The organism is Nocardia sp. NPDC049149 (genome assembly GCF_043197455.1).
Taxonomy (GTDB): Bacteria; Actinomycetota; Actinomycetes; order Mycobacteriales; family Mycobacteriaceae; genus Nocardia.
On the sequence record NZ_JBICTD010000001.1, the window covers coordinates 373,959 to 389,203 of the forward strand.

Sequence of the window (15,245 nt, forward strand, 5' to 3'; positions counted from 1 at the left end):
GGTGCGCCACTCGTGGAGATCGTTCAGTGAGAGCCGGTGATGCGGAACCCTTTGGGCACCAAGAGCACTGCGACAACGGCGACGGTCGCGACGATGGCGGCTGAGACGTAGGAGGTGGTGGTGAGCGCAACGTCGAAGGCGTGGCGGGCGGCCTCGAGGACTTGATCCCGGGTGGCGGTGTCCAGGCGGCCCGCTACGTCGATGGCGCCGCCGATGGATTCCCTTGCATCGTCGAGGTTTTCGCCCTGCAGCGGGAGTCGGTCCATGTTCTCGGTGAAGATGCGGGCGTGGATGCTGCCGAGCAAAGCAACACCGAGGCCGATGCCCAGTTCGTAGTTGGTCTCCGAGACGGCACCCGCTTGGCCAGCGCGTTCTGGCGGGACGGCGGAGACGAGGACAGCGGCGGCCGCGGTGATCGCCAGGCCGTCGCCGATGCCGAAGGACGCGAGCACCAGCGCGATGACCGGGTAGGTGGTCGGCTCCGGGCTCAACGCCAGCACGAGGAACCCGAGCGCGAGTGCGCCGAGTCCGATGGCGAGCACGGCACGGACACCTAGGCGCTGCATCAATGTCGGTGTCGCGAGCGAGGCGACCAGCAGCGTCAATGCCGAAGGAAGCGTGCGCAAGCCGGCCTCGGAGGGCGAATAGCCGTGCACGTACTGCAACCACAGCGAGATCAGGAACAGCGCGGCGCCGATGGCGAGCATCGCGAGCAGGGTGGCGAGAGCGGCGGCGGTGAAGGCGCCGTTGCGGAACAGTCGCACGTCGAGCAGTGGGTCGTCGGCGACGAGTTGGCGGCGCGCGAACCAGGCGAGCAGCAGCACGCCGAGCGCCAGGACGGTCCAGTCGATCGGTTCGGCGGAACCCTTGGCGACGTGCTTGATTCCCCATGCCACGCTGACGATTCCGGCGATGGACAGTGCGGCGGCCAGCCAGTCGAGCGAACCGGATTGCGGTGCACGGTATTCCGGCAACAGCCAGGCGCCGACCGCAACGGTGAGCACGACGATCGGGACGTTCAACCAGAACGCCGACGCCCAGCCGAACTGCTCGACGAGCACGCCGCCGACGATCGGGCCGATCGTCGCACCCGCGCCCGCCACCGCGGCCCAGATGCCGATGGCGAGGGTGCGTTCGCGCGCGTCGGTGAAGATGTTCCTGATCAGCGACAGCGTGGACGGCATCACCATGGCGCCGCCGACGGCGAGCAGCACCCTACCCGCGATCAGCTGCCATGAGCTCTGCGCGGTAGCCGCAACCACCGAGGCCACCCCGAAGAGCACAAAACCCCCGAGGAACAACAACTTTCGGCCGATACGGTCACCGACCGCGCCCGTGGTGATCAGTAGACCGCCGAGCACCAGCCCGTAGACGTCGATGATCCACAGCTGTTCCAGCTGCCCGACCTGGAGATCGGCGATCAGCGACGGCAGCGCGACGTTCAGGATCGTGGCATCCATCGCCACCAACAGCAGGCTGGCGCACAGCACGGCGAGCATCACCCACCGCACCCTCCCGAACGTCCGCACCACCGCGGTGTCGTCGCTCATCCCGGCAACCTCGCAGCCATACCGCCTCCTCCCTCGCCGAACCCGTCCCGACGCAGCATTCACGGCGCGCTGGCAAACAACAAGTAACCACAACCGGGCCGCGAGCCGGACTCAGACCACGTTCTGCTCGATCAGACGACGAGCGGCGCGATCGGTGCGATCGACATCGCCGGTCACCAGGCGATCTTGGAGAATGCCGCGCAGGCCCGAAACCAAGAGCGTGGCAACGACTTCCGGGTGCTCGACGGCGGTGGCGCGGAGGCCCTCGGTGAGGGCAGCGACGAAGGTGCCGATCGCGGCATCGGCGTACTCGACGTAGGGACTGCGGGGTGCACAGGCCGCGCCGAGAACCTGAAGCATCACCCGCACACTGGTCTGCCCTGCACCGGCCGTGTTCGCCTGCCAGAAATCCCACAGGCGAGCCCGCAGCGCAGCCGCGTCCGCGATGTCCGCGAACAACGTCTCCATCTCGGGCCGCTGCGTCGCCAAGGCCTGAACCAGCAGTTCTTCCTTGGTCGTGAAGTAGTGGATCAGCATCCGTGAGCTGGTGCCGAGCTCGGCGGCGAGCGGGCGCAGGGACAGCTCCGCCAGGCCGTGGTCGGCGATGTAGCGCACGACGGCGGCGAGCAGGTCGGCACGTTTGGCGTGGTCGAGGGGGCGGGCCATGAGTTGACTGTAGCGACCGCTACAGGTATTCATGACATCGTGACTGTAACAATCGCTTCAGAAACTCCGGACTCCGTCGTCGTCACCGGCTACGCGGCCACCACCTCACTGGCCGACGACATGGACGAGACCTGGTCCGAACTGCTGCTCGGACACAGCGGAATCGGCGAACTGACAGATGATTTCGTCACCGAGTACGAACTCCCGGTGCGCATCGGCGGCAAGCTGAAGTCGCATCCCGGCGCGCAGCTGACCCGGATCCAGCAGCGCAGGCTGTCGTACGTCGAACAGGTGGCGCTGGTGCTCGGCCGTGCGGTCTGGCGCCATGCAGGCACCCCAGAGCTGGACGGCGAGCGGCTCGCCGTCGCCATCGGCACCGGACTCGGCGGCGGCGACGCGCTGATCGACGCGGTCGACGCGATGCGCGCCGAGGGCTATCGCAAGGTGTCGCCGCTGTCGGTGCCGATGGTGATGCCGAACGGCCCCGCCGCCACCGTCGGCCTCGAAATCGGCGCCAAGGCCGGTGTTTTCGCGCCGGTGTCGGCGTGCTCGTCGGGCTCGGAGGCGATCGCGCACGCCTGGCGGCTGATCCGGACCGGCGAGGCCGACGTGGTGGTGACCGGCGGCGTCGAGGGCCACATCCACGCGGTGCCCATCGCGAGCTTCGCCATGATGCGGGCGATGAGCACCCGCAACGACGAACCGGAGCGGGCATCGCGGCCGTTCGATCGAGACAGGGACGGCTTCGTGTTCGGCGAGGCGGGCGCGCTCATGGTGCTCGAATCCGAGCGGCACGCCAAGGCCCGCGGCGCGACGATCCACGGCAGGGTGCTCGGCGCGGGCATCACCTCCGATGCCTATCACATCGTCGCCTCCGAGCCCGAGGGCATCGGCGCCGCGCGGGCCATGCGCAAGGCGATCCAGACTGCGGGCCTTCAGGTTTCGGATATCCAGCACATCAACGCACACGCGACGTCCACCTCGATCGGCGATGCCTCCGAGGCCAACGCGATCGCGGCCGTCGCCCCGGACGCCTCGGTCTACGCGCCGAAATCCGCTCTGGGACATTCGATCGGCGCGGTCGGCGCGCTGGAATCACTCGTGACGCTGCTGACGCTGCGCGACCAAATCGTCCCGCCCACCCTGAATCTCGACAACCGCGATCCGGAGATCGGCCTCGACATCGTCACCGGCGCACCGCGCCGACAACGCATCGACTACGCGCTGAACAATTCGTTCGGCTTCGGCGGCCACAATGTGGCGCTGGCGTTCGGCCGAGCCTGAGCACCGCAGACCCCATGCCACGCCCGCACCCGTCATCTGATTTCGTGAGGACATGGGTAACGCACCGGGCACTCCACCGCCAGCCGCCGGCGCGCCGTCGACGGCGCCCGCATCCGGCCCGAAGACCGAGGACAGCGGACCGACCGCCTTCTACCTGCCGGATCCGGCAGACCCGCAACGGTTTCTCTCGACCGAACTCACCAGGGGGCCGTGGTCGCCCGACGCACAGCACGCAGGCCCGCCGTCCGCCCTGCTCGGTTACGCGATCGAGCGCTGCGAACCACGCGAGGGCTTCCAGGTCGGCCGGGTCGCCGTGGAAATCTTGGGCCCGGTCCCGTTGGCACCGCTGACCGTGCAGACTCGCGTCGCCCGTTCCGGTCGCAGCGTCGAACTGATCCAGGCGACGCTGTCCAGCGATCGCGGCCCCGTGCTGCAGGCCAACGCTTGGCGTTTCAAGCGGGCCGATCCGGAACTCGCACTCGCCGAACAGATCCTGCCGACCGGAGCCCGCCCCGGCATCGAACACGCGCACGGCTCGACGCCGTTCCCGTCCACCCAGCCGGTCGGGTTCCACACCGGCATCGAATACCGTTTCATCACCGGATCTTTCGTCGATCCCGGCCCGGCGATCTGCTGGATCCGTCTGAAGTATCCGATCGTGGCGGGCACCGACCCGAGCCCGCTGGAACGCACGCTCGCGGCGGCCGACTCCGGCAACGGTGTCAGCGCGGTGCTCGACTGGAGCAGCTACCTGTTCATCAACACCGATCTCACCGTGACCCTGCACCGCCAACCGGTTGGCGAATGGGTATGCCTGGACGCGGTCACCTATCCCCAGCCGCACGGCATCGGCTTGGCCGAATCCGCCCTCTTCGATGAGAAGGGTCCGCTCGGCCGCAGCACCCAAACGTTGTACCTGGCCAACCGCTGACCCGATTCCTAGTGGCGCCGCTCCCAGCGCCACGCGAACTCACCCGCCGCGGGCGGCGGACCCGGCAGGTCACCGTGCGCGGCAAGACCGGCAACCAGCATGGCGAGCACGCGGCGGCGTAATTCCGTGCTGCGCGTGGGATTCGGCAGTGTGATCGCCGCGCACGACTCCAGGATCAGGGCGAGATCCTGCGCATTCACCTCGGGCCGCAACCGTCCGGTGGCGTGCGCGCGGCGAACGATCTCCTCGGTCACCTCGGCCGAATGCAACACATCGGGCAGGAAGGACTCGTCCGGCGTGAATGTGCCCGCCAAGTGAACCGTCAGCGAGTGCACATCGGCGTCGACGACTCGGGAAAGGAAGTCGACCAGCGCCTGCCAGCCATCCGAATCTTCCAGCGCCGCATCGGCTTCCAGGTTGTACCTGCGGAGACCGTCCTGGCACAGCGTGCGAAGCAGATCCTCCTTGCTCGGATAGCGGCGGTAGAGCGCGCTGATCCCCACGCCCGCGCGCTCCGCGACGGCGGCGATGGGTGCGTTGGCATCGGCCAGGAAGACGGCGCGGGCGGCGTCCAGGATGAGGCCATCGTTACGCGCCGCCTGCGCCTTGCGACCGGGCAGGGCCTTCTGAGCTGGGAGATCGGATGTCTTAGCCATGAATCGAGGATAGCACTTGAAACGGAATGATCCGTTCTGCTACTGTTTCAAACAGAACGAAGCATTCCGTTTCACAAAGGAGCAACCCGATGACCACCATCACCCCCTTCCGCATCAACGTCGACCAGGCCGACCTCGACGACCTGCAGGATCGGCTGGCGCGCACCAGGTGGGCGGATCAGATCCCGGGCTCGGGCGACACCTACGGCGTGAGCGTGGACCGGGTGCGGCACCTGGTGAACTACTGGCGCGACGGCTTCGACTGGCGCGAGGTCGAGGCGAAGCTCAACGCGTACCCGCAGTTCACGACCGAGATCGACGGGCAGAACATCCACTTCCTGCACGTGAAGTCCGAGCGGGACAACGCCTTTCCGCTGATCCTCACGCACGGCTGGCCCGGCACCTTCGTCGAATTCCTCGGCGTGATCGCACCGCTCACCGCAGCGGGCTACGACCTGGTGATCCCGTCCGTGCCGGGGTACGGATTCTCCGGAACGACCACGGATGCCGGCTGGGACGACACCAGGATCGCCAAGGCGTGGGCCGAACTGATGAGCAGGCTCGGCTACGAGAAGTACGGCGCCGTCGGCAACGACGGCGGCGCGCAGATCTCCCCCGAACTCGGCCGGGTGGATCCGGAACACGTGGTGGCCGTGCAGGTTTCGCAGGTGTACGCGTTCCCCACCGGCGACCCGGCCGAGCTGGCCGACCTCACCGACGAGGAGGCGCAGTCGCTGGCGACGCTCGACTGGTTCGTCAAGAACAAGATGGGCTTCAACATCCTGCAGTCCCAGCAGCCACAGACCCTGGCCCACGCCATCATGGATTCGCCTGCGGGCCTGGTCGGCTGGAACGGACAGCTGCTCGGACCCGACCTGGACGACGATTTCGTCCTGACCAACATCGCGATCCACTGGCTCACCGGCACGGCGGGCTCCGCGATTCGGCACTACTTCGAGAAGAGCCGTGCCGAGCAGCCGACCGGGCCGACCACGGTTCCGCTCGCATTGTCCGGGTCGGTCGGCGACTTCCACGGCATCCGCCGGTTCGCGGACCGGGATCACAGCAACATCGTGTCGTGGCGGACCCACGAGGTGTACACCCATTACCTGCACCACGTCGCACCCGAGTTGATGGCGGGCGAGATCACCGAGTTCTTCGGGCAGTACCGGTAGTCGGCGGGCAGCTCTGACGGCCGCGCTCCCTTCCCAATTCCGGGAATGGAGCGCGGCCTTCGTGCGTTCCAGCCGCCCTAAGCTGCGAAAACAGAAATTTTCAGACATCTATTGAAACGGAATAATCCGTTCTGATAGAGTTTCAAACAGAACGAGACATTCCGTTTCAAGAGGAGATCGACATGACCGCCATCCGCCCCTTCCGCATCGACGTCCCCCAGCAAAAGCTCGATGATCTGGCCGACCGGCTGCGCCGCGCCCTGTGGCCGGACGAGCTGCCCGGTGTCGGTGACTCTTACGGCGTGCCGAAGGGGCGCGTGCAGGCCCTGGCCGAGTACTGGCTGGACAGCTTCGACTGGCGGGCGCTCGAGGCGCGGTTGAACGCTTACCCGCAGTTCACCACTGAAATCGACGGTGAGGAGATCTACTTCCTGCACGTCCGCTCTGCGCGCGAGGACGCGACCCCGGTGATCCTGACGCACGGCTGGCCCGGCTCGGTGCTGGAATTCCTCGACATCATCGAGCCGCTCACCGCGCCCGCCTCGGCGGACGACCCGGCGTTCCACGTGGTGATCCCCGGTCTGCCCGGCGTCGGCTTCGGCGGCCCGACGCATAGCACCGGCTGGGACATGCACCGCGTCGCCAAGGCCTGGCTCGAGCTGATGACCAGGCTCGGCTACCACCGCTTCGGCGCGATCGGCAACGACGGCGGCTCGATGGCCTCCCCCGAGATCGGCCGCCTTGCGCCCGACCGGGTGGTGGGTGTCCATGTGACGCAGCTGTTTTCGTTCCCGTCCGGCGACCCGGCCGAGTTCGTCGACCTGTCCGCGGAGGATATGGCGGCCCTGGGCCACCTGCAGTGGTTCCAGGACAACAAGATGGCCTTCAACATCTTCTGCTCGCAGCAACCGCAGACGCTTGCCTATGCGCTCACCGACTCCCCGGTCGGCCTGTTGGGTTGGAACGCACAGCTTTTCGGTGAGAGCCTGGACCCGGACTTCGTGATCGGCAACGTCGCCCTCTACTGGCTGACCGGCACCGCCGCCTCTGCGGTCCGGTACTACTACGAGTCGGCGCACAGCACCGAAGCACCCGCGGGCCCGACCACGACACCCACCGCGGTGGCCATGTTCAAGGGCGATTTCCAGTCCATCCGCCGGTTCGCCGATCGCGACCACAAGAACATCGTCCGGTGGAACTCCTACGATCCGGGCCTGCCCACCGGCGGACCGAACGACGCGTCCGGGCATTACGCCGCGCACCAGGCGCCGGAGCTCTACGTCGGCGATATCCGGGAGTTCTTCGCCCAGCTCGACTGAGGCTGCCCGCGCAGAAAACGGCCCGCATCCCGCCACCGGATGCGGGCCGTTCGCATGCTCGCGGACCCGCGAGACAGTCTCTTATGTCATCGAGACGCACGGCCATGGTTCGTCTCGCTCTCCGCTGTTGTACTTAATTCATCAACAGCACAACAGCTTTCGACAAGGAGAGAAACACCATGAAAATCGCAGTCTTCGGAGCCACGAGCACGGTCGGTCGCCTGGTCGTCGAGCAGGCCCTCGCCGAGGGGCACGAGGTCACCGCTTTCACCCGCAGCGCGGCAAACATCGGACAGCGGCACGAGCGGCTGCATGTCGTGGAAGGCAATGTGCTGGACACCCATTCGGTGGAACGGGCGGTGACGGGGCAGGACGCGGTGCTCGTCTCGCTCGGCGCAGGCCGCAAAGGCGTGATCCGGGCCGAGGGCACCCGTGCGGTGCTCGAGGCGATGAACCGGGCCGGGGTGAAGCGGCTGATCGTGCAGACGACCCTCGGGGTCGGCGACAGCAAGCCCAACCTGAACTTCGTGTGGAAGTACCTGATGTTCGGGATGCTGCTGCGGGCGGCCTACGCCGACCACGAGCTGCAGGAGGTGTACGTCCAGGCCAGCGACCTGGACTGGACCATCGTGCGGCCGAGCGCCTTCACCGACGGACCGCGCACCCGTGCCTTCCGCCGCGGCTTCCCCGGCGACGAGAAGGGCCTGTCGCTGAAGATCTCCCGCGCCGACATCGCCGACTTCATGCTCGAACAGCTGAACGACACGACCTACCTCCACAAGGCCCCTGGCATCTCCAATTAGGCGCCCGCCATGGCACGGCAACAGCCGGACCGACCCCCGCGACCCACGCCCCGAGCTCGGGTGCGTGGGTCGCTGCCGTTGCGTCAGACGTGCTCGTGCAACACACCCCAGGCAGGGAACGGATCCGAGTATTCGGCCCATTCGAGTGGGCCTGCGGCGAATTCGGCATCCGTGAGCAGCGCGCCGTCGAGCAACCCGCGCACTCTTTCCCGGTCGAGCTTGATGCCGATGAAGACAAGCTCTTGCCCGGCAGGCACTTCCAGCGACGACCACCACGCGGCGGGTTCGAAGACCAGGTTCGGCCCGGCCTGCGACCAGATGGCGGCCAGTTCCGCCCGGCTGGCGATCCAGCAGAAACCTTTGCTGCGCAACAGCCCTCGCAGTTCGCCGAGCGCCTCAGCCAGGCGTTGCGGATGGAACGGACGATCGGCCGTGTAGGTGAGGCTGCGAATGCCGTACTCCTCGGTCTCGGGCGTATGTCCGCCTGCCAGTTCCTCCGCCCAGCCCGCCGCCTCGGCGGCGACCACCGGGTTGTACCGCCCGGTGCCGAGCACCTCCGCCAATTCGACGACTCCGTTGGTGGTGCGCAACACCCGCGCCCGCGGATTGAGCCTGCGCACAGTGGCTTCCACCGCCCCGGCGGCGGCCGCACCGACCAGATCGGTCTTGTTCACCAGCAGCACATCGGCGAATTCCACCTGATCCACCAGCAAGTCGGCGATGGTGCGCGCATCACCTTCGCCTGCTTGCAGATTCCGCTCGGCCAGCGCCTGCCCCTTGGCTACCTCCGCGAGGAAGGTCGAGGCGTCGACCACCGTCACCATGGTGTCGAGCCGTGCGATATCGCCGAGCTTGAACCCGTCCTCGAATTCCCAGTCGAAGGTCGCGGCGACCGGCATCGGCTCGGAGATGCCCGTCGACTCGATCACCAACTGATCGAACCGGCCCTCCCGCGCGAGCCTGCCCACCGCTTCGATCAGGTCCTCGCGCAGCGTGCAGCATATGCACCCGTTGGTCAGCTCGACAAGCTTTTCCTCGGTGCGGTCCAGGTGGCCCTGTCCCGCGACGAGCGCGGCATCGATATTGACCTCGCTCATGTCGTTGACGATGACCGCGACCCTGCGGCCCTCCCGGTTGGCGAGGATGTGGTTGAGCAGCGTGGTCTTCCCCGCACCGAGGAAACCGGACAGCACGGTGACGGGAAGCAGGTCGGAGGTCAGTGGCGTCGTCATCCTCTAATGATAATGGTTTTCATTTAGAGCAGGGGTGTCGGGTTGCCGGTTGGCCATGGCCGCGCGGCCGGACGAACGTAGGGTCTGTGGTGTGAAACTCCTGCCATTGACCCCAGCGGGGCAGACTCCCGTCCGGGTGCTCACCATCGCCGGGACCGACTCCGGCGGCGGCGCCGGGATTCAGGCCGACACCCGCACCATCGCGCTCTGCGGGGCGCATGCCCTCGTCGCGGTCGCGGCGGTGACCGTGCAGAACTCGACGGGGGTCAGTGACTTCCACGAGATCCCGCCGCACATCGTGGCCGGTCAGGTGCGCTCCGTGACGACCGATATCGGCGTCGGCGCGGCCAAGACCGGCATGCTTGCCTCCACCGCCATCATCGAAGCGGTCGCGAACGTCTGCCGCGAGGTCGGCATCGGCCGCGACGGACAGATCCCGCTGATCGTCGACCCGGTGGCGGCGTCCATGCACGGCGACCCGCTGCTGCACGAGGAAGCGCTGGACGCGGTGCGGCACACGTTGATTCCGCTGGCCACCGTGGTCACGCCGAATCTCGACGAGGTCAGGCTGATCACCGGCATCGATGTCACCGACGACGCCTCCGCGCGCGAGGCCGCGCGGGCGCTGCACAAGCTCGGCCCGCAATGGGCGATCGTGAAGGGCGGGCATCTCCGGTCCTCCGAGTACAGCACCGACCTGCTGTTCGACGGCGAAGAGTTCCTGGAATTCACGGCGCCGCGCATCAGCACCAGCAACGATCACGGCGGCGGCGACACCCTCGCCGCGGCGATCGCCTGCGCGCTGGCGAACGGGTATTCGGTGCCTGCGGCGGTGGAGTTCGCCAAGGAGTGGACCTACCGCTGCCTCGCCGCGTCCTATGACCTCGGCGCAGGGCACGGCCCGGTGTCACCGCTGTGGCGGTTGCGCGAGAACTGAATTCAATCGTGCGGTCGACGGCGCTGCGCGGGCCCATTTCTTGTCGGTGGGTCCTGAGACAATAAGGATGTCGCAAACGCAGTTGGCCGCAACGAAGCGCACAGCGAGAACAGCGTCGTTCGAGTGGATGCGAGCACCGACCTCAGCGTCGTTTCAATGTCGCGACAGGGGCGACGCGGCGGTCGGTGGAGTGCCGTTACTCGCCGGAGAAGGCAAGGCGCAGTGGCAGATCGGCATCGATGGTGATGCCGCTGAGCCTGGCGTTCGCCTGAGTGAGCGCCGAGATGGTCTCCGCGAGATAGGCGACGAACTTCTCGATCGGCATGGCATGTGGCTGTGCGCGATTCGCGCCGAGCCACCAATCGGTGGCCGAGGCGACCGCGCCGAAGATCGAGTAGATGACGAGCTCGACCCCGTCCACCTCCACCGACTCGGCGCCGACGAGGCCGGCGAACAGATCCGCGGCCCGCTTGGCCGACTGCCTTGCGGACTGCAGCGCACGCTCGGAATCGTCGGACCGCTGCGCGAAGTGGCTGTGCAGCATGAACCGAAAGACGTTCGGGTGCTCCGACACCACGAGCACGTACTCCGCCGCGCCCCGGCGCACGAGCTCGCGCGCCGAATCATTGGTCAGGTCGAAGCTGGAGATGATCTGCTCCCACAGCATGTCCTGCACCCGGTCGACGATGGCGTTGTAGAGGTCGGTCTTGTCCTCGAAATGCCGATAGAGCTTGGGTTTCGCCGCGCCGGCCTCCTTGGCGATATCGCCCATGCTGACCTCGGGGCCGAACGTGTCGAGCGCGCGGAACGCCGCGTCGACGAACTCGGCGCGGACCTTCAGCCGGTGCTCACGCCACCGCTCGGTCCGCGCGTCGACGCGCTTGCGCGGTGCCTCGTCCAGTTTTCGCCCGCTGCGCATCACAATTCCGGATGCTACCTGCTACCAGCGGTACCGATGACCAGGTCCCGCCGTTGACATCGCCTGAGGCGTCGGACACACTCGGAAAAGTACACAGAACCGGCGGTATTGGATACCTCCGGTGGATCACCGCAGAGAGCTGGTGAGGACGATGACGTCCGCTATCCACACCCGGGTCCTGATCGTCGGCAGCGGCTTCTCCGGCCTCGGCATGGGTATCGCCCTGGACGCCGACGGCATCGACGACTACCTGATCGTGGAGAAGGCGGACGAGGTCGGCGGCACCTGGCGCGACAACACCTATCCCGGCTGCGCCTGCGACGTGCCGACCCTCCTGTACTCGTATTCCTATGAGACACGGACGGATTGGCGGCGACTGTTCTCCGGGCAGCAGGAGATCCTCGACTACGTGCGCGACATCGCCGACAAGTACCGGCTGCGTTCACGTATTCGCTTCGGCCAGCGGATCGATCGCGGGTACTGGGACGACGCCGAACGACGCTGGCACGTGCACAGCGCCGACGGACAGGAGTACATCGCGCAGTTTCTTGTGTCCGCCGTTGGGGCGCTGCACATCCCGAATATTCCGGAATTCCCCGGCGCGGCCGATTTCAGCGGCGCCGCATTCCACTCGGCCGAATGGGATCACCAGGTCGAGCTGACCGGCAAACGGGTCGCGGTGATCGGAACAGGCGCCAGCGCAGTCCAATTCGTGCCGGAAATCGTCGACGAGGTGGCGCAGCTGCTGGTGTTCCAGCGCACCCCGCCCTGGGTGCTGCCCCGCGCGGATGCGGAGTTCTCCCCGCGGTTCAAGAACGCGCTGCGCCGGATTCCCGGTCTGCGCTTCGTCTTACGCAACGCCCTGTACTGGGGCGCCGAGGTCGGCGGGTTCGCGATGAACTGGCGGCCGGACCTGCTGAAGGTGCTCGAGCGGTTGGGCCGACGCCAGATCGAGCGGCAGATCGCCGATCCGGTGCTACGGGCGCAGGTGACGCCGGACTATCGGGCAGGCTGCAAGCGATTGCTTGGCTCGGACACCTACTACCCCGCGCTCGCCGATCCCAAGACCGAGCTGGTCACCGCGCACATCGACCGGATCACCCCGCACGGCATCGTCACCACTGACGGTGTCGAGCATGCCGCCGATGTGATCATCTACGGCACCGGCTTTCGCGTCATCGACTCCTATCAGAACCTGGCCATCGTCGGCCGCGGCGGCGTCGACCTGTCCGAACGGTGGGCCCGCGACGGCGTGCAGGCCCATCGCGGCGTCACCGTCGCCGACATGCCGAACGCATTCTTCCTGCTCGGGCCGAACACCGGGCTCGGCCACAACTCGATCATCTTCATGATCGAGGCACAGATCCACTATGTGCGGCAAGCGATTCGGCAGCTCAAAGCGCAAGGCGCGGTCGCGTTGGCGCCGCGCCGGGCGGCGCAGGACCGGTTCAACGCCAAGCTGCAGCACGGCTTGGCGCGCTCGGTGTGGAACACCGGCGGCTGCCAGAGCTGGTACCTGGACGAGCACGGCAACAACCGCACGATGTGGTCCGGTTTCACCTGGCAGTACTGGCTGCAGACCAGGCGGCTCGACCCGGCCGAGTACGAATTCTTCGGTCCGGCACCGAGTCCGGCGACGCGACGCCCGTCGGTGGCGAAAGATTTTCCGCCGCAGACCTTTCCGACCGCGAAAAGCAACGGTAGGCCGACTCCAGCAACCCAGTAACCGAGGATGTTCAATGAAGAACTTCACAGACAAAGTCGCCGTGATCACCGGAGCGGGCTCCGGCATCGGCCGGGCGCTCGCACTGGAACTCGCCAGGCGCGGCGCGCAGCTCGCGCTGTCCGACGTGAACACCGAGTCGGTCGCCGACACCGCGGGGCGCTGCGAAAAGCTCGGCGCCACAGCCGTTCCATACGAGCTGGACGTCGCGCAGCGGGCAGCGGTGTATGCGCACGCCGAGGACGTGCGCGGCGAATTCGGGCGGGTGAACCTGGTGATCAACAATGCCGGGGTCGCCCTCGCCGCCGACGTCGAGGACATGGCGTGGGACGACTTCGACTGGCTGATGAACATCAACTTCTGGGGCGTTGCGCACGGCACCAAGGCCTTTCTGCCCGACCTCATCGCCTCGGGTGACGGGCACATCGTCAACGTGTCCTCGGTGTTCGGCCTGATCGGCGTGCCATCCCAAAGCGCCTACAACGCGGCCAAATTCGCGGTGCGCGGGTTCACCGAGGCGCTGCGACAGGAGCTGCGCATCGCCAGGCACCCGGTGGGCGTCACCTGCGTGCACCCCGGCGGGGTGAAGACGAACATCGCGGTGAACGCGCGCGGCATCGCCGACGACGTCGACATCGAGGCGGTGCGCCGCGGCTTCGATACGTTCACCCTGACCCGCCCCGAGGCCGCGGCGAAGATCATTCTGCGCGGCGTGCAGCGCAACAGCGCCAGGGTGCTGATCGGCGCGGATGCCAGGGCCTTCGACCTGATTCCGCGCCTGCTCGGCCCGGCCTACGAGGACCTCGGTGTTCCGCTGTACCGGATGGGAAAGACCACGGCCGCACGGTTCGGCATTGCGCTGTAATCAGCGGTAGCCGACCCCTGCGGTAACCACACCGTCCGCGCTGCCAGACGTCGTTGCCGTCTGCGAGGTCAGCGACGTGACGCCCGTGGCGGCACGGGCGCAGGCGGGATGAGCCGTCCGGCTACGGTCCGCGAACCCGCCTGCTTCAGTCGTTCCAGGACCGGGCTCAGCTCGAAGCTGTGCACACCGTCGAGATCGGCCATCTCGACGGTGACATAGCGGTACAGGTCGGCGGCGGTGTCGGCCCGTAGCACGGCGAAAAGGTTGAACGGCCCGGTAACCGCAGCGGCATAGACGGTTTCGACGTGTTCGGTGATGGCGCGACCCACCGCGTCGAGTCGCACCGGCGCGACCCGGAGCCAGAGGAACGCGTTGAGTGCGGTGCCCTCCGCGGCCGGGGCGATGTCGAGGTCGAAGTACAGAATGTTCGCCGCCTGCAATGCGGCGATGCGGCGCGTCACCCGGCCGATGCTCATGCCGGTGGAGCGGGCAAGCACCGAGTAGCTGGTGCGTCCGTCCCGCGACAGCAGCTCGAGCAGGCCATGGTCCTCGTCGCGGAGCCGGAGTTCCGACTCGACGTATTCGCTTGGGGCCGAGTCTGTTTCACCCTCCCGCTTGGCGAATTGCCGCCCACGCCAGTCACGCACGTCCGCCTCGACGAAGCGGTGCAGCACCATCGCCGCGGCGATGTCGTGCACCGGCGCACTGCGCTGCAGCCGCTGCACCAGCAGGTCGTCGCGGTCCTGCTGGGTGCGCGGGTGCAGCGAGAAGGTCACCTCGGCGCCCGCCGCGGCGATGCTGACCCAGGCGGCGTCGTCGCGGCGGGCCAGCGCCTCGGCCACCTGCATCGCGCCGTCGGGACGGCAGCGCACCCGAATGATCCAGTCGTTCTCGCCGAGCGCGCGGGGATCGACCGCGCCGATCACCCGGACCACCCCGTCCCGGCGCAGCCGCCGGTAGCGGCGGGCGACGGTCTGCTCCGCGACACCGAGATCGGCGGCCACCCTGGCGAACGACACCCGAGGATCCAGCTGCAGCGCGTGCACGATCTGCGCATCGACGTCGTCCAGGATGGAATTTTTGCCCATAAGAGTGCCCGCCATAAGGAGGAAATGTACGCCCAACTCGAAGTCGCGCGACCCACCAAGACGGTTCTCCGGATACTCGACGCGGTCTCCCACCACC

Annotated in this window: 14 protein-coding genes; 8 read left to right on the plus strand and 6 right to left on the minus strand. The window is 67.2% G+C overall.

Annotation, left to right across the window (positions count from 1 at the left end):
- Positions 1-23 precede the first annotated feature (23 nt).
- Positions 24-1,550, minus strand: a complete 1,527-nt coding sequence (locus ACGFNJ_RS01885) for an MFS transporter (protein ID WP_393442329.1) — start codon at positions 1,548-1,550, stop codon at positions 24-26.
- Positions 1,551-1,661: 111 nt separating this feature from the next.
- On the minus strand, positions 1,662-2,216 hold the full coding sequence (locus ACGFNJ_RS01890; RefSeq protein ID WP_393442331.1) for a TetR family transcriptional regulator: 555 nt from the start codon (positions 2,214-2,216) through the stop codon (positions 1,662-1,664).
- 39 nt (positions 2,217-2,255) lie between these two features.
- On the opposite strand from ACGFNJ_RS01890, the gene ACGFNJ_RS01895 reads away from it, so the two are divergent.
- Positions 2,256-3,500 carry a KasA/KasB family beta-ketoacyl-ACP synthase gene (locus tag ACGFNJ_RS01895; RefSeq protein ID WP_393442333.1) on the plus strand — a complete coding sequence of 415 codons (1,245 nt, stop codon included), beginning with the start codon at positions 2,256-2,258 and terminating at the stop codon, positions 3,498-3,500.
- Between the two features lie 52 nt (positions 3,501-3,552).
- Positions 3,553-4,431 carry a thioesterase family protein gene (locus ACGFNJ_RS01900; protein WP_393442335.1) on the plus strand — a complete coding sequence of 293 codons (879 nt, stop codon included), beginning with the start codon at positions 3,553-3,555 and terminating at the stop codon, positions 4,429-4,431.
- An 8-nt stretch (positions 4,432-4,439) separates the two neighbouring features.
- On the opposite strand, the gene ACGFNJ_RS01905 is transcribed toward ACGFNJ_RS01900, so the two are convergent.
- Positions 4,440-5,087 carry a TetR/AcrR family transcriptional regulator gene (locus ACGFNJ_RS01905; protein WP_393442337.1) on the minus strand — a complete coding sequence of 216 codons (648 nt, stop codon included), beginning with the start codon at positions 5,085-5,087 and terminating at the stop codon, positions 4,440-4,442.
- Between the two features lie 89 nt (positions 5,088-5,176).
- Between ACGFNJ_RS01905 and ACGFNJ_RS01910 the strand changes: the two genes are divergently transcribed.
- The 3 genes from ACGFNJ_RS01910 to ACGFNJ_RS01920 all read left to right on the plus strand — a co-directional run bounded on the left by ACGFNJ_RS01910 (position 5,177) and on the right by ACGFNJ_RS01920 (position 8,384).
- Positions 5,177-6,262, plus strand: a complete 1,086-nt coding sequence (locus ACGFNJ_RS01910) for an epoxide hydrolase family protein (protein WP_393442339.1) — start codon at positions 5,177-5,179, stop codon at positions 6,260-6,262.
- A gap of 182 nt (positions 6,263-6,444) precedes the next feature.
- Positions 6,445-7,581 carry an epoxide hydrolase family protein gene (locus ACGFNJ_RS01915; RefSeq protein ID WP_393442341.1) on the plus strand — a complete coding sequence of 379 codons (1,137 nt, stop codon included), beginning with the start codon at positions 6,445-6,447 and terminating at the stop codon, positions 7,579-7,581.
- A 179-nt stretch (positions 7,582-7,760) separates the two neighbouring features.
- Entirely contained in the window at positions 7,761-8,384 is a 624-nt protein-coding gene (locus ACGFNJ_RS01920; RefSeq protein WP_393442343.1) for an NAD(P)-dependent oxidoreductase, read from the plus strand.
- 83 nt (positions 8,385-8,467) lie between these two features.
- Here the strand turns inward: ACGFNJ_RS01920 and ACGFNJ_RS01925 are convergent, their stop codons facing one another.
- A complete protein-coding gene (locus ACGFNJ_RS01925) occupies positions 8,468-9,616 on the minus strand; it encodes a GTP-binding protein (protein WP_393442345.1) in 1,149 nt (382 codons plus the stop codon).
- Between the two features lie 91 nt (positions 9,617-9,707).
- Between ACGFNJ_RS01925 and thiD the strand changes: the two genes are divergently transcribed.
- A complete protein-coding gene (gene thiD / locus ACGFNJ_RS01930; protein ID WP_393442347.1) occupies positions 9,708-10,553 on the plus strand; it encodes a bifunctional hydroxymethylpyrimidine kinase/phosphomethylpyrimidine kinase in 846 nt (281 codons plus the stop codon).
- 196 nt (positions 10,554-10,749) lie between these two features.
- On the opposite strand, the gene ACGFNJ_RS01935 is transcribed toward thiD, so the two are convergent.
- Positions 10,750-11,472, minus strand: a complete 723-nt coding sequence (locus tag ACGFNJ_RS01935) for a TetR/AcrR family transcriptional regulator (RefSeq protein ID WP_393443708.1) — start codon at positions 11,470-11,472, stop codon at positions 10,750-10,752.
- Positions 11,473-11,623: 151 nt separating this feature from the next.
- Here ACGFNJ_RS01935 and ACGFNJ_RS01940 point away from each other — a divergent pair, with 151 nt between their 5' ends.
- Positions 11,624-13,198 (plus strand): flavin-containing monooxygenase, encoded by a 1,575-nt coding sequence (locus ACGFNJ_RS01940; protein WP_393442349.1) that lies wholly within the window; start codon positions 11,624-11,626, stop codon positions 13,196-13,198.
- Between the two features lie 13 nt (positions 13,199-13,211).
- Positions 13,212-14,060: an SDR family NAD(P)-dependent oxidoreductase gene (locus ACGFNJ_RS01945; RefSeq protein ID WP_393442351.1), complete on the plus strand. Its 849-nt coding sequence runs from the start codon at positions 13,212-13,214 to the stop codon at positions 14,058-14,060.
- Positions 14,061-14,128: 68 nt separating this feature from the next.
- On the opposite strand, the gene ACGFNJ_RS01950 is transcribed toward ACGFNJ_RS01945, so the two are convergent.
- Complete coding sequence (locus ACGFNJ_RS01950) at positions 14,129-15,148, minus strand: Lrp/AsnC family transcriptional regulator (protein ID WP_393442353.1); 1,020 nt, start codon at positions 15,146-15,148, stop codon at positions 14,129-14,131.
- Positions 15,149-15,245 lie beyond the last annotated feature (97 nt).